Source organism: Nocardioides sp. URHA0020, assembly GCF_000620705.1.
Taxonomy (GTDB): domain Bacteria; phylum Actinomycetota; class Actinomycetes; order Propionibacteriales; family Nocardioidaceae; genus Nocardioides.
In genome coordinates this window covers 337938-358648 of the sequence record NZ_KK211170.1, presented here as the reverse complement: position 1 = coordinate 358648, position 20711 = coordinate 337938, and the positions used below count along the sequence as shown (strand labels likewise).

Here is a 20711-nt window from a genome sequence, read left to right as displayed (position 1 = left end):
ACCCGCGGCGACGACGGTCGGGCGAGTCGGGCTGCGGCGATTCTCAGCCGGCGGACAGCACCGGGACGGCGAGCGCGGTGGCCGCCGCCTCCTCGCCCATCCGGACCAGCGCCGCGGTGTGGCTGAAGTCGAAGACCGGCCCGCAGTCGTACGCCTCGTCCAGCTTGACGGGCAGCACGCGGACCCCGGGGGCGAAGGCGGTGACGGGGCGGTTGGTGATCGAGCCGGCCAGCGCCGCGACCAGCACGTCGAGCGGGGTCCGGAGGTGCCGCAGCTGTCCGGGACGCTTCGTCACGTCGAGCACCCACACCCGGTCACCCGGCCGGGCGAGGTCCGCGGCGCCGGTCAGCGGCAGGTTCTCCGCCACGCCCGCGTCCACGTGGGCCCGCTCGGCGCCGGGCGGGCCGAGCAGCACCGGCGGCAGCAGCCCCGGCAGCGCCGCGGAGGCGCACAGCACGTCGGCGAGGAGTCCGACGTCGTGGTGCACCGGGCCACCGGTCAGCAGGTCGGTGGTGGCCACGCGGACCGGCACGGACAGGTCCTCGAGGCGGTCGGTCGGGACCAGCCGGTCGACCAGGCGCCGAAGCGCGTCGTTGGAGAAGAGATAGGGCCGGAGCCGGGCGACGTTGCCGACCACGGACCGGCGCCGACCGGTCAGCGTGGCCGCCGTCATCGACGCCCACACGCGGGCCAGCTCGTCGGCCCGCGCGGGGGTGGGATCGACCGCCAGGAAGCAGGCGTTGAGCGAGCCGACCGAGCCGGCGACCATCAGGTCGGGCCGGATCCCCGCGGCCAGCAGCACACGGAGCATCCCGACCTGGCCGGCCCCGCGGGAGCCGCCCCCGGACAGCACGAAGATGTCGCGGTGCTGGGTGCCCATGGCGACCTCCTCGGCTGGCGTGCCCCCAGTCACATCGGCCGCGACGCCCGTCGCTCAAGGTGACGGAGGCAAAACCTCGCGCGCACCGCCCTGCAGCTCTTCCGCCCAGGCGGCGTGCTCGGCGCGCGCCCAGCGGCTCGACACCCGTCCGGTGCGCATCCCGCGACGCGCCTCGGGGTCGCGCACGGCGTACGCGATGTGACCCAGGACCAGCAGTCCGAGCCCGAGCGCGGACCAGTCGTGCACGAAGGTCGCGCCCGAGCGCCAGGAGAGCCGCACCAGCCCGGTCCAGTACATGACGACGCCGGTGCCGAGCAGCACGCCGGTGGAGCCGGCCACCAGCCACGAGTTGACCTTCTGCCCGGCGTTGAACTTGCCGACCCGGATCGCGCCGTCGCGGCGGCTGCGGCTGCGCAGCCAGCGCCAGTCGGCGGGGGTGAACCGGTTGAGCCGGCGCACGTCGGAGCGGTACGCCGCCGACAGTGCCCCGGCGATCATCGGCACCGGCAGCGCCAGACCGCTCCAGACGTGGACGGTCTCGACGAGGTGGCGGTGGCCGACCGCCATCATGATCGAGCCGTTGTAGAGGATCACGGCGGTGACCAGGCAGATCCCCATCAGGATCGCCACCAGCCGGTGCACCAGTCGCTCGGCGGGCGCGAACCGGTCGAGGGACTCACTCACCGATGAACCCGTCGAGCGGATAGCCGCGGTCCTCCCAGTAGCCCGGGTCGTTGGTGGCGGTCACCTCGATCTCGGAGAGCCACTTGGTGCTCTTGTAGCCGTACATCGACCCGGAGTAGATCCGCACGGGGCCGCCGTGGTCGTGGGTCACCGGCTTGCCGTACATCGCCAGCGCGACGACGACGTCGTCGGCGCGGGCCTGGTCGAGCGTCATGTTGACCGAGTAGACGCCGTCGAAGGAGCGCATCCGGACACCCACCGCCGCGTCGGTCGGTGCCGCGCGGTCGAGCAAGTCCGAGAGGCGCACGCCGGTCCACGGCACGTCGGGGACATGCCAGCCGGTCACGCACTGGAAGGTGTCGGTGAAGGACAGCTGCGGCAGCGCCTCCAGGTCGGCCAGCGCGTACGTCGTGGGTCGCTCGACCAGGCCGGAGACCTTCAGCGCGTACGACGTGGCGTCGCGCGGCGCGACCGCGCCGGTGACGGAGTAGTAGCGCCAGGTGTTGCCGAGCGGGACCAGCGAGGTGAAGCCGGTCGGGTCGCGCAGCTGGATCGGGGCGAGCAGCTCGCTCAGCCCCTGCTGCACCTTGCTGCCGGCCACGACACCGAGGGCGCCGAGCCCGAGGAGCCCGAGGACGACCCGGCGCCCGACGGGCGCGCCGTCAGGGTCTGCGCCCACGAATGCCGACCGAGGTGAGGACCGCACCGACCAGCAGCACGATCGGGCCGATGATCGACCAGGTCGTCGTGCCGCTCATCGAGCTGCCCTCGATGACGCCGATCCCCTGCAGGGTCCACAGCAGCCCGAGGAGCACCAGGACGACACCCACGACGACCCACAGCGGCTTGGCCATGCGACCACTCAACCACGCGGCCGGTTGCAGCGCCGCCCGCCGGCGGTCAGTCGGCTGCCACCTCGAGCAGCACCTTGCCGACCGCCCCGCCCTCGACCGCGTCGTGCGCGGCGGCGGTCAGCTCGAGCGGGTAGTGGTGCAGCGGCACCCCGGCGTCGGCTCCGACCCGGAGGGCACCGGCCGCGACCGCGGCGTTGAGGTCCTCGACCGCCGCCTGCACGAGGTGCGGGTGGAGCGTGTAGAGGATGAGGAACTGGAAGCGCAGGTTCTTGCCGAAGGCCGCCCGGAGCGGCATCGTCAGCTCGTCGCCACCGTTGTTGGCGTAGATCGAGACCAGGCCGTGGACCTTGACCACGTCGAGGTCGATCCCGATGTTCTGGGCGGGCGCGACCTCGACGGCGATGTCGACCCCGTCGGGGGCGATCGTCCGGATCTCCTCGGTGGCGTCGCTCTCGCGGTAGTTGACGACGTGGTGGGCGCCCGCGGCCCGCGCCAGCGCCGCCTTGGCGTCGCTGCTGACGGTGGTGATCACGGTGGCGCCGGACCAGCGGGCGAGCTGGATGGCGGCGTTGCCGACCGCACCCGCTCCCCCGGCCACGAGGACGACGCGCCCGGCGAGGGTGCCGGGGCCGAGCCGGTGGGGTCCGTCCTCCGCCGCGGTCAGCGCCCGGTGCGCCGTCACCGCGGGGACGCCGAGGCTGGCTCCGAGGTCGTACGACGCCGCGTCGGCCAGCGACGCGACCCGGTCGACCGGCTGCACGGTGTAGTCGGCCGCCGTGCCGTACGGGCGGCCGTGCTGCGCCAGCACCAGCCAGACCCGGTCGCCCACGGCGTACGCCGTGACGCCCTCGCCGACGGCGTCGACGACCCCCGCTCCGTCCTGCCCGGGCACGACCTCGTCGTGACCGGCCATCATCCCGGCGCGGAACTTCCAGTCGGTCGGGTTCACCCCCGAGCGGACGACGCGCACCCGGACCTCACCTGGCCCCGGCTCGGGCAGGTCGCGCTCGACGACCTGCAGCACGGAGGACGGGCCGGTCTCCTGGTAGACGACTGCACGCACGGTGGCACCTCTCGTTGGGGACTCTGGTCCTGGGGTAACCCCGGGGGCTCCGGATCCATGCCTGCTGGTCAGGACCGCAGCGGCCAGGCCCGCCAGTCCAGCTCGAAGAGCGGACCCCGGACGTCGGGACCGGCGCTCGCCGCACCGCCGCGCTCACCGAGGTAGCCCTGCTCGAGCCAGGGCCCTTCGTGCAGAGCCTCGCCCGGGTGGCGCGGGCGGTGGCGGCGGCGGAACTCCCGGGAGCCGCCGGTCACCACGTCGACGTAGTCCTGCGCCTGCTCGATCAGCCCGACGGACTCCTCGTCGCACGCATCGCAGAAGCAGGAGGGCATCGACGCCACGGCAGCGCGGCCGAAGCCGATCGTCAGTGCCGTCCCGCCGTCGTGGACCGAGCGTGCGACCAGGAGGGTCGCGCAGCCTGGGTCGGCGGGCTCCACGGCGTACCCCGCCTCCCCCGGTCCGCCAGCGACGAGGGTCAGCCGGTCGCGCTCCGCGTCGGTGAGCGGCCGGGACCGGCAGGCGAACTCGGCGGTCAACCGGCCCGGCAGCTCGTCGAGGTACGCCGCAAAGCCCGCCGTCACCTGCGCGAGGTCGCGGGTGACGCGGGAGTACGCCTCCTCGGGCGGGCCGTCCGGCCCCCAACGCGCTGCCACCCGGCGAGCCTAGGCAGCCCGGTGGAGGTGCGGCCACGGGTTTGCTGGGTAAGGATCGAGGGACGCCTACCCGTCCACCCCACCCCAGGAGGATCCATGCCCGAGCTGCCGTTCCCCGACGATGTCCGCACCCTGCTGACCAAGCCCAACCCGGCGGTCGTGACGACCCTGCGCTCCGACGGTCAGCCGATCTCCGTGGCGACCTGGTACCTGCTCGAGGACGATGACCGGGTGCTGCTCAACATGGACGACACCCGGGTCCGGCTCAAGCACCTGCGCCGCGATCCGCGCATCACCCTGACCGTCCTGGACGAGGACAGCTGGTACACCCACGTCTCCCTGATCGGGCACGTCGAGGGACTGGTGCCGGACGAGGGGCTCGTCGACATCGACCGGCTGAGCATCCACTACGGCGGCAGCCCCTACCCCGACCGCACGAGCCCCCGCACCAGCGCGTGGCTGCGGGTCGAGACGTGGCACGGATGGGGCGCCGCGAAGCAGTGACGCCGACCCGTCGCCCCTGGCCGGGTCGAGCGGCCGGAGGCGACAGGTCAGCGGGTCAGAGGGCGGCGGCCATCCCCGCGCAGGCCTTGAGCCACTGCATCCGGGTGTTCTCGGACAGCTGGGCGTAGGGCACGATCGAGCCGGCCACCAGGGCCGGGTCGTACGGCACGCGGTAGACCGCCCGGGTGCGCTGCTGGTAGACGTCGACCAGGTCGCTCGCCAGCTTGGCGTCAACGTTGGCGGACGGGTCGGAGAGCACCGTGACCGTCTTGTGCTTGAGGTCCTGGTAGCCCGCGTCCTGCAGCGCGTCGAGCATCCACAGGCCGCTGTAGCCGGTGTCCTCGCGGACCGTGGAGGTGACGACCAGGAGGTCGGCCGCACCGGCGGCGGCGAGCCAGTTCTCGGCACGCATGTTGTTGCCGGTGTCGATCAGGATGATCCGGTAGAAGCGCTCGAGCAGCTTGTGCACCGAGTCGAAGTCGGAGGCGCGGATCGTCCCGGTCACGTCGGGGCGCTCGTCGGAGGCGAGCACGTCGAAGTGCGCGTCGCCCTGCGAGCGGACGAAGGCGCCCAGGTCGCCGATGCGCGACTGGTAGACGTCGGTGAACCGCTCGAGGTCCTCCAGGAGCTCCCGGGTGGTGTTGCGGTGGGCGCTGCGGGTGCCGCGGATGCCGAGGGTGCCGCGAGTCTCGTTGTTGTCCCACGCGACCACGCCGCCACCGCGCACGGTGCCGAACGTGAAGCCGGCGGCCAGCACGCCGGTCGTCTTGGCGGCGCCACCCTTGGGGTTGATGAAGGCGATGGTGCGCGGACCGTCGAAGTCCTTCTGGATGGTGGCGCGGTCGACCTCGTAGGCCAGCTCGTCGGGCCCCATCCGCGGGGTGATCAGGCCACCGCTCCAGCGGCGCACCTTGCCGCGCCAGCCCCAGGTCGCCGGGCCGTGCTGCTGCTCGGAGTCGCGTCGGTCCAGGAAGTCGGTGGCGCTCATGAAGCGGCGCACGTCGCCGTCCGGCTCGTCGGCCGGCGGCTGCGGGCCCACCGGCGGTGCGGCCGGTGCGGCGGGCGCCGGGGCGGCCACCGGCGGCGCCTGGGCCGGCGGCGGACCTGCGGGCGGCGGGGTCGAGGGCCGGTACGACGGCGGCGGGGTCGTCGGCTGCGCGACCGGCTGCGCAACGGGCTGGGCGACCGGCTGTGCGACCGGCGGGGCGACCTCGGCGGCCGGCTCCGGCTCCGGCGGCCGCGCCGGCGCGACCTCGGGCAGCGGATCGCTGAGCGGGTCGCCGTACGTCATCGGCTCGCGGGCCCCCGCGGAGCCGTCCCGGCCCTCCCTGCGCGCGGCGTAGGCCTGGAAGTCCTCCGGCGTGTAGAGCCGGTCACTGGTGTCGTCAGCGTCGTGTCGCGAGCCCCCAGAGCTCCATGCTTCCTGCGACATCGGTTCCTCCCTCAGAGCCGGGTCCGTCCTGGCTCCCGCAGGTCCTTCCCCGAAATCGGGGTGGTCACACGCACCGGTCAGAGGTCTCCGAGAGCGGCGGCGATCGCGCGGTGGAAGGTCGGGTAGGCGAAGTGCATGTGGCGCAGGGTCCCGACCGGGATCTCGGCGTGCACGGCGGTCGTCAGCAGGCCGAGCACCTCCCCGCCGTACGGCGCCACGACCGTGCCGCCGACGAGCACGCCCCGGTCCGCGTCGGCCACCACCTTGACGATGCCGTCGGCCTCGCTGATCCAGCCACGGGCCGACCTCGCGATGTCGGCGCGTCCGACGGCCACCCGGAGTCCGGCGGCGCGCGCCTGCTCCTCGGTGAGCCCGACCGAGCCGACCTCGGGGTCGGTGAAGGTCACCCGGCCGACCGCCCGGTAGTCGGCCCACGGCCCGTCCTCGCCGAGCAGGTCGCGCACGGCCACCTGCGCCTGGTAGATCGACAGGTGGGTGTAGTCACCCTCGCCGGTGATGTCACCGACCGCCCACAGCCGCTCGGCGGCCCGCATCCGCTCGTCGGTGTCGACCCGGTGGTGGTCGGGGTCGAGCCCGACGGTCTCCAGCCCGATGTCGACGAGGTTCATCGACCGGCCGACCGCGACCAGGACCTGCTCGGCCGCGAGGGTCTCACCGTCGACCTCGACCACGAACCCGTCGTCGACGTGGCGCACCCCGGTCACCTCGGCGTCGGTGCGGATCGTGACGCCCTCGCGGCGCAGCACCCCGGAGATCACCTCCGCCGCCTCCGGCTCCTCGGGGCCCAGGATCCGGTGGCCCGCCTCCAGCAGCGTCACCTCGGTGCCGAACCGGACGAACGCCTGGGCGAGCTCGGCCCCGATCGGCCCCGCGCCGATCACCACCAGCGACCCCGGCGGCTGCTCCTGACGCATCACGTCGCGGTTGGTCCAGTACGGCGTGTCCGCGAGCCCCTCGATGTCCGGCACGGCGGGTGCGGTCCCGGTGTTGAGCAGCACGCCGAGACGCGCGTCGTACGTGCTGCCGCCGACCTCCACCCGCCCGGGCCCGGCGAGACGGCCGTGGCCGCGCACCAGCCGGACCCCGGCCTCCTCGAGCGGGCCGGCGTGCTGCTCGTCGTGCCAGTCGTGGTTGGCCTCGCGGATCCGGGCTGCGGCGCGGGCGAAGTCGTCGCCCCGCTGCGCCGAGTGGATCAGCAGCTTCGACGGCGTGCAGCCCCAGAAGGGGCACTCGCCGCCGATCAGGTCGCGCTCGACGCCGACGACGGCGAGCCCGGTCTCGGCGAGCTTGTGGGCGGCGTGCTCGCCGCCGGCGCCGAGGCCGAGGACCACGACGTCGACCTCGACGCGGCTCACTTCGACAGGTGCCGGGCGCGGGCCAGGGTGAAGACCCCGTAGCAGCCCAGCCCGACCGCGATGAGGCCCAGCATGACCGGACCGAAGGGCTTGTCGAGCACCTCGAAGAGCGCCTGGTCGAGACCCCCGGACTTCTGCGGGTCATGGGTGATCGCGGCGTAGCAGAAGAGCCCGCCCACGATCACGAACGCGACGCCGCGGGCGGCGTACCCGGCCTTGCCGAAGGCGAGGTACGCCGTGCCGGACCTGCCGCTGCGCCCCTCCCCGTCGAGCTTGTCGGCGAAGCTCTCGGTCCAGGCCTGCACGACCTGGTAGATCCCGTAGCCGATGATCGCCAGGCCCACGATCCCGACCAGGACCTGTCCGGCGGGGGCGTTCATCAGCTTGGCGGTCAGCGTCTCCTGGCCCTTGCCCCCGGAGGAGCCGGAGCCCAGGGCGACCTTGACGCCGCTGATGCCGATCACCGCGTAGACGACCGCCTTGCCCGCCGACGAGAGTCGCTTGGCGACGCGCTTGCCGCCGTCCTCGTCGCGATGGCCGAACGCCGCCTCGAGCCCCTGCCAGAGGACCAGCAGGAACATCCCGATCGAGATCAGCCAGATCAGGACGCCGCCGAAGGGCTGCTGGGCGAGCTCCTGCATGGCGCCACTGCTCGACGGGCTGCCCTCGCGGTCCCCGAGCGCCAGCTGGATCGCCAGCCAGCCGATCATCAGGTAGACGACGCCGTACGCCACCAGGCCGGCGCGAGCGACCCAGTCGACCCAGTCGCGGTCAGGAGAGATCGGCGAGCGCGGACTCGATGGCGCGGTGGAAGGTCGGGTAGGCATAGATCATCGTCCTGAGCGAGTCGACCGGGACCTCCGCGTGGACCGCGACGGCCAGGAACCCGAGGATCTCGCCGCCCGCCGGTCCCATCGCGGTCGCTCCGACCAGGACTCCGCGGTCGGCATCCTCGACGACCTTGATGAGTCCCTGCCCGCCCGGTCCGTGGGTGAAACCGCGCGAGGACTCCTCCAGCCTGGTGAGACCGGTGCGGACCGTCAGCCCGGCGTCGCGCGCCTGCTGCTCGGTCAGCCCGACGCCACCGATCTCGGGATCGGTGAAGGTGGCGTGCGGGACGGCGTGGTAGCGCGCCGGGGCGCCCGGCTGGTCGAGGACGTCGCGCAGGGCCACCGCGGACTGGTACATCGAGACGTGGGTGAACGCCCCCTTGCCGGTGACGTCACCGATCGCCCAGATCCCGTCCTGCACGCGCAGCCGGTCATCGACCTCGAGGCTCCGGGCGTGCGGGTCGAGGCCGACGGTCTCCAGGCCGAGGTCGTCCAGGTTGGGGGTGCGCCCGGCGGCCACCAGCACCTTGTCGGCCACCAGCTCCTCGCCGGAGTCGAGGCCGAGGGTGAAGACGCCCTCGGCGTACGACGCCCGCTGCAGCTCGACCCCGGTCAGCACCCGGATGCCCTCCTCGACGAAGACCTTCTCCAGCAGCTCGGAGGCCTCCGGCTCGTCGGCCGGCACCAGCCGCGCACCGTGCTGGACGACCGTCACGCGCACGCCGAACCGGCTGAAGACCTGGGCGAGCTCGCAGCCGATCGGACCGCCGCCGATGACGACCACCGACCCGGGCAGCTCGCCGAGCTGGACGGCGTCGCGGTTGGTCCAGTACGGCGTGTCCGCGAGCCCCTCGACCGGCGGCACGGCCGGTCGGGTGCCGGGGTTGAGCACGACGCCGCGGGCGGTCGCGTAGGTGATGACCTCGCCGTCCGCCGTCGTGACCTCGACGCAGCCGGGCCCGGCCAGCCGGCCGACGCCGTGGTGCACCGTGGCGCCGGCGTCACGGAGCCGGTCCACGGCGGCGGTGTCGTCCCAGTGCGCCGTCGCCTGCTCGTCGATGCGCCGGTGCACGACCGACCAGGCGGGTGCGATCGTCGCCTCGCCGGCGACCTCCGCGGCCCGGCGCACCTCGGCGACCGCGTCGCTGCCCCGGACCATCATCTTGGTCGGGATGCAGCCGTAGTAGGGGCACTCGCCACCGACGAGGTGCTTGTCGACGGCGACGACCTTCAGCCCCACCTTCGCTGCGCCGGTGGCGAGGGCCTCGCCTCCGGGTCCGGTGCCGATGACGACCAGGTCCACCTCGAGAGCATTCATGCCCTCAGACTAGAGACTCCTTGTTGCGCTGGACCGCGCCGAGCACACCGTTGACGAACTGGGGCGACTCGTCGGTCGACAGGTCGGTGACCAGGGCCATCGCCTCGCTGATCGCCACGCTGTCGGGCACGTCCTCGGCGTACAGCAGCTCCCAGACGCCGAGCCGGAGCACGTTGCGGTCGACGGCGGGCATCCGCTGCAGCGTCCAGCCCTCCGCGTACTGCGCGAGCACCTCGTCGATGTGGTCGCGGTGCTCCTCGACGCCACGCACCAGCACGGCGGTGTAGTCGTTGGTCGGACCCTCACCGTCGGCGATCGCGGTCTCGAGCGCCGTGGTCGCGGACTCGCCGCGGACGTCGGAGGCGAAGAGCACGTCGAGCGCCCGCTTGCGGGCCTTGGACCGAGCCGACATCAGGACTTGACGCGACCCATGTAGGAGGAGTCGCGGGTGTCGACCTTGACCTTCTCGCCCTGGTTGATGAAGAGCGGGACCTGGATCTCGTGGTCCGTCTCCAGCGTCGCCGGCTTGGTGCGACCGGTCGCCGAGTCACCGGCGAGGCCGGGCTCGGTGAAGGTGACGACGAGCTCGACCGAGGCCGGGAGCTCGATGAAGAGGACGCGGCCCTCGTTGGTGGCCACGACGGCCTCCTGGTTCTCCAGGAGGAAGTTGGCGGCGTTGCCGACGATCTCGGGGGCGATCTCGATCTGCTCGTAGTCGGCGACGTCCATGAAGACGTACGACGAGCCGTCGTTGTAGAGGTACTGCATCGTGCGGCGGTCGACCGTGGCGGTCTCGACCTTGGTGCCGGCGTTGAACGTCTTGTCGACGGTCTTGTTCGACTCCACGTTCTTGAGCTTGGTGCGCACGAACGCGGGGCCCTTGCCCGGCTTCACGTGCTGGAACTCGATGACGGCCCAGAGCTGGCCTTCGATGTTGAGAACCATGCCGTTCTTCAGGTCGTTCGTCGTTGCCATGCGCGCGTGCCAGCCTTCGTCCGTCGGATGTCGTCGGGGGTCGCCCAGTAAGTGGGCACCAGCGGAGGAGTCTATCGGCTGGCGCCGCCGAGGTTGAATCGAGACTCAACCCTGGCGGGCGATGACCTCGAGCGCCATCCGGTAGCCGTCGATGCCGTGCCCGGCGACCACCTCGACGGCGTACGGCGTGACCACGGAGGTGTGTCGGAACTCCTCGGGTCGCTGGTGCGGGTCGGAGATGTGGACCTCCACCAGCGGCGCGACCAGCTGCGCGCAGGCATCGAAGATCGCGTACGAGTAGTGCGTCCAGGCGGCAGCGTTGAGCACGACGGGGCTGGCGTCGTCGGCCGCGCCGTTGAGCCAGTCGAGCATCTCGCCCTCGTGGTTGGTCTGTCGCACCTCGACGTCGAGCCCCAGGTCGCGCCCCCAGCCGACGCACAGCTCGGCGAGCTCGGCGTACGTCGTGCTGCCGTAGATCTCGGGCTGACGACGGCCGAGGCGCCCCAGGTTGGGTCCGTTGAGCACGAGCACCGTCACGACGCGCCGCCGATCGCGGCGTAGGCGGCGCGCAGGTCGTCCTCGGCCGGTCCGGCCAGCACCGCCGGTCGGGCCAGGTCGTGGAGCACCACGAGGCGCAGCAGGTTGCCCCGCGACTTCTTGTCCACCTTCATGGCGGCGTGCAGGGTCTCGAAAGACGCGCCGTCGTACGTCGTGGGCAGCCCGACCCGGGCGAAGGCCGAGTGGTGCCGCGCGACGATCTCGGGAGCCAGCAGGCCGGCCCGGCCGGCGACCTCGGCGACGAAGACGCAGCCGATCGCGACGGCCTCACCGTGGCGTACGCGGTAGTCCTCGGTGCGCTCGATGGCGTGCGCGAGCGTGTGCCCGTAGTTGAGGGCCTCGCGGCCCGGGTGGCCGTCGTCGCCGCCGGTCTCCCTGAGATCGGCCGCGACCACCTCGGCCTTGACCCGGATGGCGCGCTCGACCAGCTCGCGCAGCACCGGTGAGCCCGCCGCCAGCTCCGTCGGCTCGGTCGACTCGACCAGGTCGAGGATGACGGAGTCGGCGATGAAGCCGCACTTGACGACCTCGCCCAGGCCTGCGACCAGCTCGGCGCGCGGGAGCGTGGCCAGGGTGGCCAGGTCGCACAGCACGCCGGTGGGCTCGTGGAAGGAGCCGACGAGGTTCTTGCCCGCCCCGGTGTTGATCCCGGTCTTGCCGCCGACCGCCGCGTCGACCATGGCCAGCAGCGTGGTGGGCACGTGCACGACCCTGACACCGCGCAGCCAGGTGGCGGCCACGAACCCGCCGAGGTCCGTCGTCGCGCCGCCCCCGAAGGTGACGACCGCGTCGGACCGGGTGAAGCCGGCCTCGCCCAGCACCTCCCAGCACGCGGCGGCGACGGTGGCCGTCTTGGCCCGCTCGCCGTCCGGGACCGCGATGCCGATGACCTCGTAGTGACCCTCCAGCGTCTCGATCAGCTCGTCGGCGGGCACGCCCTCCGGGTGCACGACGGCGACGCGGGTGACCCCGTCACCGAGCAGACCGGGCAGGCGGTCGACGACGCCGTGGCCGACCACGACGTCGTACGGCGCGGGTCCGGCGACCCGGATGACGGTCTCGGTCGTCGGTGCGCTCATGCGCGGGCGCCCAGCGTGGCGACGATCTCGTCGGCGATCTCCTGCGGCTCGCGGCCGTCGGTCTCGACCGACAGCGTGGCCACCGACTCGTAGATCGGGGTGCGCTCGTCGAGCAGCGCCTTGATGCGGGCGCGGACGTTGCCGAGGAGCAACGGCCGGGTGGTGCCCAGGCCCACGCGCTTCACCGCGTCGGACAGCCCGACCCGGAGGAAGACGACGTCGTGACCGGCCAGCAGCCGTCGGGTGTCGGGGTCCAGGACCGCTCCCCCGCCCAGGGCGAGCACGCCGTCGTGGGTGGCCAGCGCCTCGGCGACCGCGGCCCGCTCGAGCGCCCGGAAGGCGGCCTCGCCGTCGTCGACGAAGATCTCGGAGATCTGACGCCCGGTCGTCGCCTCGACGTCGTGGTCGGTGTCGCGCACCGACGTGCCGAGCAGGTCGGCGACGAGACCGCCGACCGTCGTCTTGCCCGAGCCCATCGGGCCGATCAGCACGATCATCGACGGATCACCGGTAGCGGAGCGTGTCGAGGTAGGACTGGGCGTTGCGCCGGGTCTCCTGGACCGAGTCGCCGCCGAACTTCTCCAGCACCGCCTCGGCCAGCACCAGCGCGACCATCGCCTCCGCGACGATGCCGGCGGCCGGGACCGCGCAGACGTCCGAGCGCTGGTGGTGGGCGACGGTGGCCTCGCCGGTGGCGAGGTCGACGGTCCGCAGCGCGCGGGGCACGGTGGCGATCGGCTTCATCGCCGCGCGGACGCGCAGGATCTCGCCGGTCGTCATGCCGCCCTCGGTGCCACCGGAGCGACCGCTGACCCGGCGGATGCCCTCGGGCGTCGGCACGATCTCGTCGTGGGCGAGCGACCCGGGGGTCGCGGCGAGCTCGAAGCCGTCGCCGACCTCGACGCCCTTGATCGCCTGGATGCCCATCAGCGCGCCCGCGAGCCGCGAGTCGAGGCGGCGGTCCCAGTGGACGTGCGACCCGAGGCCGGGCGGCAGGCCGTGCACCACCACCTCGACGACGCCGCCGAGGGTGTCGCCCTCCTTGTGCGCCTGGTCGATGCGCTCGACCATCAGCTTGCTGGTGTCGGCGTCGAGGCAGCGGACCTCGTCGGCGTCCAGCCGCGCCACGTCGTCGGGCTCCGGCCAGGAGCCGGCCGGGGCGCGGACGCCGCCGAGCTCGATCACGTGGGAGACGATCCGGGCGCCGACGGCCTGCTCGACGAAGTTGCTGGCGACGCGGCCCAGGGCGACCCGGGCCGCGGTCTCACGGGCCGAGGCCCGCTCCAGGATCGGGCGGGCGTCGTCGAAGTCGTACTTCTGCATGCCGGCCAGGTCGGCGTGGCCCGGGCGCGGACGGGTCAGCGGGGCGTTGCGGGCCATCGCCTCGAGCTCGACCGGGTCGACCGGGTCGGCCGACATCACCTTGTCCCACTTGGGCCACTCCGTGTTGCCGACCTGGATCGCGACGGGACCGCCCTGGGTCGTGCCGTGCCGGACTCCGCCGACGAGTGTGACCTCGTCCTGCTCGAACTTCATCCGGGCTCCCCGGCCGTAGCCGAGGCGTCGCCGGGCCAGCGCGTCCGCGATGTCGGCGGAGGTCACCTGGACATGGGCGGGCAGCCCCTCGAGGATCGCGACCAGGGAGGGGCCGTGGGACTCGCCCGCGGTGAGCCAACGCAGCATGGGGGCAGTCTTTCACGGCCCGCAGGTGTGTCGGTCGGGGTCATGTCCCGACGAGATAGCCCCAGGTGGCGGAGCCGAGGACGATCCCCAGGAGCCCCCCGCCCAGCAGGAACGGCCCGAAGGGCAGCGGCGTGCGGAGCGCGGACCGGTCACGGCGCACGAGGGCGCGGGCCACCCCGAGCAGCGAGAAGACCAGGAAGGCGCCGTACACGCCGATCAGGAGCGCCGCCCAGCCCAGGTAGCCCAGGACGAACCCGACGACCGCCGAGAGCCGGACGTCGCCGTACCCCATGCCGGCGGGGTGGACCCACCACAGCGCGTGGAAGACCGCGAAGACGACGACCCCGCCGACGACAGCGCTGAGGAAGGCGCCGGGGTCACCGTCGGCGAGCGCCGCGACGGCGGCCAGCACGACGGTGCCCCCGAGCGTCGGCCAGATGACCTTGGTCGGCAGCAGGTGGGTGTGCAGGTCGACGACGGCGAGCGCGACGGAGACCGGGACCACCGTCAGCAGGAGCAGCAGCGCCCAGTCCAGCCCCACGGCTCCACCGATCAGGGCGCCGGCGACGGCGGCGACCAGCGCCGCGCGCCACCACAGTCCCGGGAGCGCAGCCACCGGGGCGTAGCGCTCGACGGGCTCCTCGCCGTCCGGCGGCACCGGTTCGGGGATCCGGGCGATCAGCCGGGGCACCCCCGCGCCCGCCGGTCCGCACAGCGCGGCGCCGAGCACGGCGCCGGCGAGGTCGACGCTCATCCGGCGGACCGGACGGCCAGCTCTGCCTGGCCCGCGGCCCGCATCGCGGCGAGCGGCGCCGGTGCGCCGGTGAAGAGCTCGAACTGCAGCACGGCCTGGTGCACCAGCAGGTCGAGCCCGGACACCAGGACCCGGTCGCGCGCCGCCGCGGCGATCGGGGTCGGCCACGGGTCGTAGACGACCTCGAAGACGACCGGTGCGTCCGCACACCGTTGCACCAGGTCGGCGTCCTGCGCGGTCGCGGGGATCGTGGAGACGAGGACGTCACCGTCGACCGGGCCGGTCGCGAGCGTCGCGACCTCGACCTCGGGGCGGCTCGGGTGGGACGCGATCACGGCCGCCGCCTCGGCGGCACGCTCCGGGGTCCGCGCGAGCAGCCGCACCCGGCGGGCACCGAGCTCGCACATCGCCAACCCGGTGGACGCCGCGGTGGCGCCGCCACCGAGCACGGTCGCCGCGCCGACCGGACCGTCGTACCGCTCCCGGACCGCGGCGACCGCGCCGGGCAGGTCGGTGTTGTCGGCGAGCACGACGGTCCCCCGCTCCAGCACCAGGGTGTTGGCCGCCCCCGTCAGCCGCGCGCGCTCGGTCACGGTGCCGCCCAGTTCGAGCGCCCGCCGCTTGTGGGGCATCGTGAGCGACAGGCCGCGCCAGGTCTGGTCGAGGCCGGCCACGAACCCCGCCAGCCCGTCCTCCGCGACCCGGACGGCGTCGTACGTCAGGTCGGCCAGGCCCAGCACGGCGTACCCGGCCCGGTGCAGCACCGGGGAGAGCGAGTGGGCGACGGGGTCGCCCACGACGGCACAGCGCATCCGGCGCTCAGCAGCGGTCGGACTGGGTGGCGCAGTAGTCCTTGAACTCCTGCTTGAAGGTGAGGAACTCGTCGTAGCTGTCGGTGAACTTGGTCTCGGCCGTCTTGAGGTTGACCGTCACGTAGAACAGCCAGTCGCCCTCGGCGGGGTGCGCGGCCGCGGCGATGGCCTCGTCCCCGGGCGACTCGATCGGGCCCGGCGGCAGGCCGGGCTGCGTGTAGGTGTTGTACGGCGAGTCCGCGACCGAGTCGATCTCCGCCTGGGTGAGCGCGGCGACCCCGACCCGGTCCAGTGCGTAGTTGACCGACGCGTCGATCTGCAGCAGCCCGTTGGTGATGCCGTTGTCGGGGTTCTCGACGCGGTTGTAGATGACGCGCGCGATCTTCGGCATGTCGTCGCCGCGGCCCTCGGCCTGCACCAGGCTCGCGACCGTCATCAGCTCCTGCGGCGTGTAGCCGAGCGCCGCCGCCGAGTCCTCGAGCTTGGCGTCGTCGGCCGCCTGGCGCCAGCGCTTGACCATCGCGGTCAGCATCGACGCCGGCGTCGCGTCGGGACCGAAGTCGTAGGTCGCCGGGAAGAGGTAGCCCTCCGGGTTGCCCTCGGCGTAGTCGGGCAGACCGAGCTTGCCGGGCTTCTCGAGCACCTTGGTGAAGTCGGCCCTCGAGTACTTCGTCTTCTTCGCCAGGATCGTGATCGTGTCCTTGACCCGCAGTCCCTCGGGGACGGTGACGGTCGACTTCACGATGTTCTTCGGGTCCACCAGGACCTCGACGACGTCCTTGGCGGCCATCTTCTTCACCAGGGGGAAGTAGCCCGCCTGGATGCTGTTGGAATCCTGGTTGGCGCTGGCGGCGTTGATGAACGCCTCGACCGAGGCCACCACGCCGGCGTCCTTGAGGTTGCGGCCCATCGCGGCGACGGTGTCGCCCTTCTTCACCTGGAAGGTGACCTTGCCGCTGCCGGGGCCCGGGTAGTCCTCGGCCGACGAGAACTGGTCGCCGATCTTGTCGATGCTCCAAGTGACGACGAAGTAGAAGCCGCCCGCGACGACCGCGAGCGCGACCAGCACGGCGATGCAGCCCGGCACGTTGCGGCGACGGGCACCACGGCGCCGACCGCCGTCGTACGACGTGCCGTCGTCCCCCTCGTCCACCGGCTCACCAGCCAGGAGCGGGGTCTCGTGGTCCGCGTCGTACTCGTCCGTCATGAAGTCTCCTCGAGGATCTCCCCGGGCGCAGTCCCCGTCGCGCGCTCGGTGTCCAGTGCGTGTTGCAGGATCAGGACGGCGGCGGCCTGGTCGACCACGGCCCGTCGTTTGCCACCCTTGCGACCAAGGTCCCGCAGCATAGCCTCCGCGGAAACCGTCGTCATGCGCTCGTCGACGAGCCTGACCGGGATGGGTGACACCCGCCTGGCCAGGCCGGCGGCGAACTCGCGCACCTTGGCCGCTGCCGGTCCCTCACCGCCCGACAGCGAGCGGGGCAGTCCCATGACGACCTCGATGACCGTGGACTGCTCCTGCTCCGCGGCGAGGATCTTCGCGATCCGGGCCAGGTCGCCCTTGCCGCGCCGTACCGTCTCGACGGGGCTCGCGAGGAAGCCGGAGGGGTCGCTGCGGGCGACCCCGATCCGGGCGTCGCCGGGGTCGATGCCGAGCCGGATGCCATGCCTCATCTGGCGCGGCCCCGCTCAGCCGGCCGCGACGCGGCCGACCTCAGCCGACACGACTGCCAGCGCCTCGTCGATGCGCGAGGCGTCGGTGCCGCCGCCCTGGGCGACGTCGTCCTTCCCGCCGCCCTTGCCGCCGACCAGGGGGCCGACCGCGCGGACCAGGTCGTTGGCGCTCAGGCCGCGGGCGCGCGCCTCGTCGTTCGTCGCGGCGACCACCGAGACCTTGCCGCCAGCGGACCCGATGACGACCACGACGCCGGGCTCGCCCTGCGGGAGCCGGCCGCGCACGTCGAGGGCGAGGGTGCGTACGTCGCCGCCGCTCGCGCCGTTGGCACGGTGCGCGACCACGTTGACCGGTCCCACCTTCGTGGCGCCGGCCGCGAGGTCGCCGCCCGCCGAGAGGAGCTGCCCGACGCGGACCTTCTCGATCTCCTTCTCCGCGGCGCGCAGCCGCTCGACCAGGTCGCCGACGCGGCCGACCAGGTCGTCGGGCTGCGTCTTGAGCAGACCGGTGAGCTCCGCGACCACATCCCGCTCGCGGGCGAGGTAGGCGAAGCCCTCGACGCCCGTGAACGCCTCGATGCGACGGTTGCCCGAGCCGACCGACGCCTCGCCGGTGACGACGACGGTGCCGATCTGGGAGGAGTGGTCCACGTGCGTGCCACCGCACAGCTCGCGCGACCAGGGCCCACCGATCTCGACGACGCGCACCTTGGTGTTGTCGTAGGTTTCGCCGAAGAGCGCGATCGCGCCCCAGTCCTTGGCCTCGGAGAGCGTCATGTACTGCCAGCCGACCGGCAGGTCGGCGCGGAGCGCCTCGTTGGACACGCGCTCGATGTCGCGCACCTGCTCCGTCGACAGACCGGTGGTCCAGCCGAAGTCGAGACGCAGGTAGCCGGGCCGGTTGTAGGACCCGGACTGCAGCGCGGAGGGTCCGAGCACCTCACGCAGGGCGGCGTGCACCACGTGCGTGCCCGAGTGCGCCTGGCGCGCGCCGGTGCGCCACTCGGGGTCGACCCGCGCGTGCAGCAGGTGGCCGGGGGTGAACTCGCCGTCGACGACGCGGACCTGGTGCACGACCAGGCCCTTGATCGGACGCTGGACGTCGATGACCTCGAGCCGCCCACCGTCGAACTCGATGGTGCCGGCGTCCGCCGCCTGGCCACCGGACTCCGCGTAGAAGGGCGTCCGGTCGAGCACGAGCTCGCCGACGTCTCCCGCGGTCAGCGAGCTGGCGGGGGCACCTCCCACCAGGAGCGCGAGCGCGTTCGACTCCGTCTCGAGCGTCTCGTAGGCCAGCCACTCGGTCGGGCCGTTGGCGTCCAGGACCGTGCGGTAGACGCCGGTGTCGGCGTGCTGGCCGCGCTTGGCGCGCGCGTCGGCCTTGGCCCGCTCGCGCTGCTCGGCCATCAGGGAGCGGAAGCCCGGCTCGTCGACCGCGAGGCCCGCCTCGGACGCCATCTCGAGCGTGAGGTCGATCGGGAAGCCGTAGGTGTCGTGGAGGGCGAACGCCTGGTCGCCCGACAGCGTGGTGCTGCCCGACTTCTTCACGTCGAGCGCGGCGAGGTCGAAGATCTGGGTGCCGGCCTGGAGCGTCTTGCGGAAGGCCTCCTCCTCGGCGTACGCGACCCGGGAGATGCGGTCCCAGTCGGTGTGCAGGTCGCCGTACGTCTCCCCCATCTTGTCGCGGCTGATCGGGAAGAGCTCGGGCAGCGCGGGGTCCTCGTAGCCGAGCAGGCGCATCGACCGCACCGCCCGGCGGAGCAGGCGGCGCAGCACGTAGCCGCGCGCCTCGTTGCCGGGCGTGACGCCGTCGCCGATCAGCATCATGGAGCTGCGCACGTGGTCGGCGACGACGCGGAACCGCACGTCGTCCTCGTGGTCGGCGCCGTACCGACGCCCGGTGAGCTGCTCGGCCATCTGGATGACGGGGAACATGACGTCGATCTCGTACATGTTCTCGACGCCCTGCGTCATGAACGCGACCCGCTCGAGACCCATGCCGGTGTCGATGTTCTTCTTCGGCAGCGACCCCGCGATGTCGAAGTCCTCCTTGCTGCGGACGGCGCTGAGCTCGTCCTGCATGAAGACCAGGTTCCAGAACTCCAGGTAGCGGTCCTCGGCGGAGAAGTCGCCGTCGGCGCCGTACGCCGGGCCGCGGTCGATGAGGATCTCCGAGCAGGGGCCACCGGGCCCGGGGACGCCCATCGACCAGTAGTTCTCGGACTTGCCGAGGCGGGCGATCCGGTCGTCGGGCAGGCCGGTGATCTTGCGCCAGAGCGCGACCGCCTCCGGGTCGTCGACGTACACGCTGGGGTAGAGCTTGCTCTCGTCGAAGCCCCAGCCACCCTCGGACTGCGGCTTGGTGACCAGGTCCCACGCCAGCTCGATCGCGTGCTCCTTGAAGTAGTCACCGAAGGAGAAGTTGCCGCACATCTCGAAGAACGTGCCGTGCCGGGTCGTCTTGCCGACGTCCTCGATGTCCGGGGTGCGCACGCACTTCTGGACGCTGGTGGCGCGGTCGTACGGCGGCGTCTCCTGGCCGAGGAAGTACGGCTTGAACGGCACCATGCCGGCGTTGACGAACAGCAGGTTCGGGTCGTCGAGCAGCAGCGAGGCCGAGGGCACCGGGGTGTGGCCGTCGCGCTCGAAGTGCGCCACGAACCGCCGGCGGATCTCCGCGGTGTCCATCAGTTGCTGCCTTCCTGGTCCGACTCGGGGATCGGGCTTGTCGTGACCGCCTTGTGGCGGCCTCCGGTGAGTTCTGGGGTTCCATGAGGCACCAGGCCGAGTCGCTCACGCAACTCGGATTCCTTGTCGGCCCGGCCCTGCGCGACCTCGTCGCGGAAGATCCGGGCGCCCACCTCGATCGCTCCGACACGGTCCTTGAGCCCGTCGACGGTGAGGACCTCGGCGGCTCGCCGGCCCCGCACCATCACGTAGACGGCGGTGCCGGCTCCGGCGACGAACCAGAGCCCGCGCTTCATGCTGCGCTGCCCTCGTCCGGCAGGTCGGCCCGTTGCCGGTCCTGCCACTCGCGCAGCGCCTCGCGGGTGTCGACCTTGCGCTGCTTGCGCGCGCGCTTGACCTCACGCTTCATCTCGAACCGGATCCGGTTGCGCGTCTCCGCGTCGAGCGCACGCCGTACGCCGTGGGCGAGCGACGCGGCCTTGACGACGGTCTCGCGCAGCAGGAGGTCGGCGAAGAGGGCCGACCCGACCGGCGGACCTGGCTCGAGCTCCTGCTCGGTCTCCTCCCGACCCAGGTCGGTGATCACGAACGACGCCTCCGGGGCCGCCTTGGGTCGGTCGACGCGGCGCTCCAGGGCCGCGAGCTGGTCGCGCAGCTGAGCCATCTCCGCCTGCGCGTCCGCGCGGGCCCGCTCCGTCCCCGACCGGGCTCGCACCAGCGCGACCACGAGGCCCAGCGCCACCAGCGCGAGCACCCCGGCCACGGCGGGCACGATCCAGTCCTGCATGGTGACCGACCCTATCGCGGCGCGCGAGCACGTCGTCGCGCCGGTGGCACGAGCGATCCCCCGCGCTCGGTCCATCCCGCTGGTCGAGCAGCGAGCGCCAGCGAGCG

Annotated in this window: 24 protein-coding genes; 1 reads left to right on the top strand and 23 read right to left on the bottom strand. The window is 72.7% G+C overall.

Going from position 1 to position 20711, the window contains the following annotated elements; all coding sequences use genetic code 11:
* Positions 1-43: 43 nt before the first annotated feature.
* The 6 genes from N542_RS25645 to N542_RS0119065 form a co-directional block, all read right to left on the bottom strand.
* A complete protein-coding gene (locus tag N542_RS25645) occupies positions 44-880 on the bottom strand; it encodes a patatin-like phospholipase family protein (protein WP_051552059.1) in 837 nt (278 codons plus the stop codon).
* A gap of 54 nt (positions 881-934) precedes the next feature.
* A complete protein-coding gene (locus N542_RS25640; protein WP_197026026.1) occupies positions 935-1564 on the bottom strand; it encodes a cytochrome b/b6 domain-containing protein in 630 nt (209 codons plus the stop codon).
* Positions 1557-2243, bottom strand: coding sequence for a molybdopterin-dependent oxidoreductase (locus tag N542_RS0119080; protein ID WP_028645298.1), 687 nt, complete (start codon positions 2241-2243; stop codon positions 1557-1559). The genes N542_RS25640 and N542_RS0119080 overlap by 8 nt, the downstream gene beginning before the upstream one ends.
* Positions 2227-2418, bottom strand: coding sequence for a hypothetical protein (locus N542_RS0119075; protein WP_028645297.1), 192 nt, complete (start codon positions 2416-2418; stop codon positions 2227-2229). Before N542_RS0119075 ends, N542_RS0119080 begins: the two co-directional genes overlap by 17 nt.
* 46 nt (positions 2419-2464) lie before the next feature.
* Positions 2465-3481 carry an NADPH:quinone reductase gene (locus tag N542_RS0119070; protein ID WP_028645296.1) on the bottom strand — a complete coding sequence of 339 codons (1017 nt, stop codon included), beginning with the start codon at positions 3479-3481 and terminating at the stop codon, positions 2465-2467.
* Positions 3482-3549: 68 nt separating this feature from the next.
* On the bottom strand, positions 3550-4134 hold the full coding sequence (locus N542_RS0119065; RefSeq protein ID WP_028645295.1) for a DUF6226 family protein: 585 nt from the start codon (positions 4132-4134) through the stop codon (positions 3550-3552).
* A gap of 96 nt (positions 4135-4230) precedes the next feature.
* Here N542_RS0119065 and N542_RS0119060 point away from each other — a divergent pair, with 96 nt between their 5' ends.
* Entirely contained in the window at positions 4231-4638 is a 408-nt protein-coding gene (locus N542_RS0119060; protein ID WP_028645294.1) for a PPOX class F420-dependent oxidoreductase, read from the top strand.
* Positions 4639-4693: 55 nt separating this feature from the next.
* On the opposite strand, the gene N542_RS0119055 is transcribed toward N542_RS0119060, so the two are convergent.
* The 17 genes from N542_RS0119055 to N542_RS25635 all read right to left on the bottom strand — a co-directional run bounded on the left by N542_RS0119055 (position 4694) and on the right by N542_RS25635 (position 20604).
* A complete protein-coding gene (locus N542_RS0119055; protein ID WP_028645293.1) occupies positions 4694-6070 on the bottom strand; it encodes a MinD/ParA family ATP-binding protein in 1377 nt (458 codons plus the stop codon).
* 77 nt (positions 6071-6147) lie between these two features.
* Complete coding sequence (locus N542_RS0119050) at positions 6148-7446, bottom strand: dihydrolipoyl dehydrogenase family protein (RefSeq protein ID WP_028645292.1); 1299 nt, start codon at positions 7444-7446, stop codon at positions 6148-6150.
* A complete protein-coding gene (locus N542_RS0119045; protein WP_028645291.1) occupies positions 7443-8273 on the bottom strand; it encodes a DUF1206 domain-containing protein in 831 nt (276 codons plus the stop codon). The genes N542_RS0119050 and N542_RS0119045 overlap by 4 nt, the downstream gene beginning before the upstream one ends.
* Positions 8218-9594, bottom strand: a complete 1377-nt coding sequence (locus tag N542_RS0119040) for a dihydrolipoyl dehydrogenase family protein (protein WP_028645290.1) — start codon at positions 9592-9594, stop codon at positions 8218-8220. Before N542_RS0119040 ends, N542_RS0119045 begins: the two co-directional genes overlap by 56 nt.
* A gap of 4 nt (positions 9595-9598) precedes the next feature.
* On the bottom strand, positions 9599-10006 hold the full coding sequence (gene nusB, locus N542_RS0119035; protein ID WP_028645289.1) for a transcription antitermination factor NusB: 408 nt from the start codon (positions 10004-10006) through the stop codon (positions 9599-9601).
* Positions 10006-10569 carry an elongation factor P gene (gene efp, locus N542_RS0119030; RefSeq protein WP_028645288.1) on the bottom strand — a complete coding sequence of 188 codons (564 nt, stop codon included), beginning with the start codon at positions 10567-10569 and terminating at the stop codon, positions 10006-10008. The genes nusB and efp overlap by 1 nt, the downstream gene beginning before the upstream one ends.
* Before the next feature lie 105 nt (positions 10570-10674).
* Positions 10675-11106 carry a type II 3-dehydroquinate dehydratase gene (locus N542_RS0119025; RefSeq protein WP_028645287.1) on the bottom strand — a complete coding sequence of 144 codons (432 nt, stop codon included), beginning with the start codon at positions 11104-11106 and terminating at the stop codon, positions 10675-10677.
* The gene (gene aroB, locus N542_RS0119020) at positions 11103-12206 is read right to left on the bottom strand and encodes a 3-dehydroquinate synthase (RefSeq protein WP_028645286.1); all 1104 of its coding nucleotides are present in this window, start codon (positions 12204-12206) and stop codon (positions 11103-11105) included. The genes N542_RS0119025 and aroB overlap by 4 nt, the downstream gene beginning before the upstream one ends.
* On the bottom strand, positions 12203-12703 hold the full coding sequence (locus N542_RS0119015; RefSeq protein WP_036508746.1) for a shikimate kinase: 501 nt from the start codon (positions 12701-12703) through the stop codon (positions 12203-12205). Before N542_RS0119015 ends, aroB begins: the two co-directional genes overlap by 4 nt.
* A 7-nt stretch (positions 12704-12710) precedes the next feature.
* Positions 12711-13889, bottom strand: coding sequence for a chorismate synthase (aroC, locus tag N542_RS0119010; protein WP_028645284.1), 1179 nt, complete (start codon positions 13887-13889; stop codon positions 12711-12713).
* 40 nt (positions 13890-13929) lie between these two features.
* Positions 13930-14643, bottom strand: coding sequence for a prepilin peptidase (locus N542_RS0119005; RefSeq protein WP_051552054.1), 714 nt, complete (start codon positions 14641-14643; stop codon positions 13930-13932).
* The gene (locus N542_RS0119000) at positions 14640-15455 is read right to left on the bottom strand and encodes a shikimate dehydrogenase (protein WP_028645282.1); all 816 of its coding nucleotides are present in this window, start codon (positions 15453-15455) and stop codon (positions 14640-14642) included. The genes N542_RS0119005 and N542_RS0119000 overlap by 4 nt, the downstream gene beginning before the upstream one ends.
* Positions 15456-15462: 7 nt before the next feature.
* Positions 15463-16662 carry an endolytic transglycosylase MltG gene (gene mltG, locus N542_RS0118995; protein WP_028645281.1) on the bottom strand — a complete coding sequence of 400 codons (1200 nt, stop codon included), beginning with the start codon at positions 16660-16662 and terminating at the stop codon, positions 15463-15465.
* Positions 16659-17129, bottom strand: coding sequence for a Holliday junction resolvase RuvX (gene ruvX, locus N542_RS0118990; RefSeq protein WP_028645280.1), 471 nt, complete (start codon positions 17127-17129; stop codon positions 16659-16661). The genes mltG and ruvX overlap by 4 nt, the downstream gene beginning before the upstream one ends.
* Before the next feature lie 15 nt (positions 17130-17144).
* Complete coding sequence (gene alaS / locus N542_RS0118985; protein ID WP_028645279.1) at positions 17145-19817, bottom strand: alanine--tRNA ligase; 2673 nt, start codon at positions 19815-19817, stop codon at positions 17145-17147.
* The gene (locus tag N542_RS0118980) at positions 19817-20113 is read right to left on the bottom strand and encodes a DUF6167 family protein (protein WP_028645278.1); all 297 of its coding nucleotides are present in this window, start codon (positions 20111-20113) and stop codon (positions 19817-19819) included. Before N542_RS0118980 ends, alaS begins: the two co-directional genes overlap by 1 nt.
* Positions 20110-20604, bottom strand: coding sequence for a hypothetical protein (locus tag N542_RS25635; RefSeq protein WP_036508744.1), 495 nt, complete (start codon positions 20602-20604; stop codon positions 20110-20112). Before N542_RS25635 ends, N542_RS0118980 begins: the two co-directional genes overlap by 4 nt.
* Positions 20605-20711 lie beyond the last annotated feature (107 nt).

What these genes read in the sequence shown, in the direction of transcription:
- ruvX (WP_028645280.1), bottom strand. Translation starts at nt 17,129, where the DNA reads ATGAGGCATGGCATCCGGCTCGGCATCGACCCCGGCGACGCCCGGATC.
- aroC (WP_028645284.1), bottom strand. Translation starts at nt 13,889, where the DNA reads ATGCTGCGTTGGCTCACCGCGGGCGAGTCCCACGGCCCCTCCCTGGTC.
- N542_RS0119060 (WP_028645294.1), top strand. Translation starts at nt 4,231, where the DNA reads ATGCCCGAGCTGCCGTTCCCCGACGATGTCCGCACCCTGCTGACCAAG.
- N542_RS0119055 (WP_028645293.1), bottom strand. Translation starts at nt 6,070, where the DNA reads ATGTCGCAGGAAGCATGGAGCTCTGGGGGCTCGCGACACGACGCTGAC.
- N542_RS0119015 (WP_036508746.1), bottom strand. Translation starts at nt 12,703, where the DNA reads ATGATCGTGCTGATCGGCCCGATGGGCTCGGGCAAGACGACGGTCGGC.
- N542_RS0119045 (WP_028645291.1), bottom strand. Translation starts at nt 8,273, where the DNA reads ATGCCTACCCGACCTTCCACCGCGCCATCGAGTCCGCGCTCGCCGATC.
- efp (WP_028645288.1), bottom strand. Translation starts at nt 10,569, where the DNA reads ATGGCAACGACGAACGACCTGAAGAACGGCATGGTTCTCAACATCGAA.
- N542_RS0119040 (WP_028645290.1), bottom strand. Translation starts at nt 9,594, where the DNA reads ATGAATGCTCTCGAGGTGGACCTGGTCGTCATCGGCACCGGACCCGGA.
- N542_RS0119000 (WP_028645282.1), bottom strand. Translation starts at nt 15,455, where the DNA reads ATGCGCTGTGCCGTCGTGGGCGACCCCGTCGCCCACTCGCTCTCCCCG.
- aroB (WP_028645286.1), bottom strand. Translation starts at nt 12,206, where the DNA reads ATGAGCGCACCGACGACCGAGACCGTCATCCGGGTCGCCGGACCCGCG.
- N542_RS0119005 (WP_051552054.1), bottom strand. Translation starts at nt 14,643, where the DNA reads ATGAGCGTCGACCTCGCCGGCGCCGTGCTCGGCGCCGCGCTGTGCGGA.
- mltG (WP_028645281.1), bottom strand. Translation starts at nt 16,662, where the DNA reads ATGACGGACGAGTACGACGCGGACCACGAGACCCCGCTCCTGGCTGGT.
- N542_RS0119075 (WP_028645297.1), bottom strand. Translation starts at nt 2,418, where the DNA reads ATGGCCAAGCCGCTGTGGGTCGTCGTGGGTGTCGTCCTGGTGCTCCTC.
- nusB (WP_028645289.1), bottom strand. Translation starts at nt 10,006, where the DNA reads ATGTCGGCTCGGTCCAAGGCCCGCAAGCGGGCGCTCGACGTGCTCTTC.
- N542_RS25645 (WP_051552059.1), bottom strand. Translation starts at nt 880, where the DNA reads ATGGGCACCCAGCACCGCGACATCTTCGTGCTGTCCGGGGGCGGCTCC.
- N542_RS0118980 (WP_028645278.1), bottom strand. Translation starts at nt 20,113, where the DNA reads ATGAAGCGCGGGCTCTGGTTCGTCGCCGGAGCCGGCACCGCCGTCTAC.
- N542_RS25635 (WP_036508744.1), bottom strand. Translation starts at nt 20,604, where the DNA reads ATGCAGGACTGGATCGTGCCCGCCGTGGCCGGGGTGCTCGCGCTGGTG.
- alaS (WP_028645279.1), bottom strand. Translation starts at nt 19,817, where the DNA reads ATGGACACCGCGGAGATCCGCCGGCGGTTCGTGGCGCACTTCGAGCGC.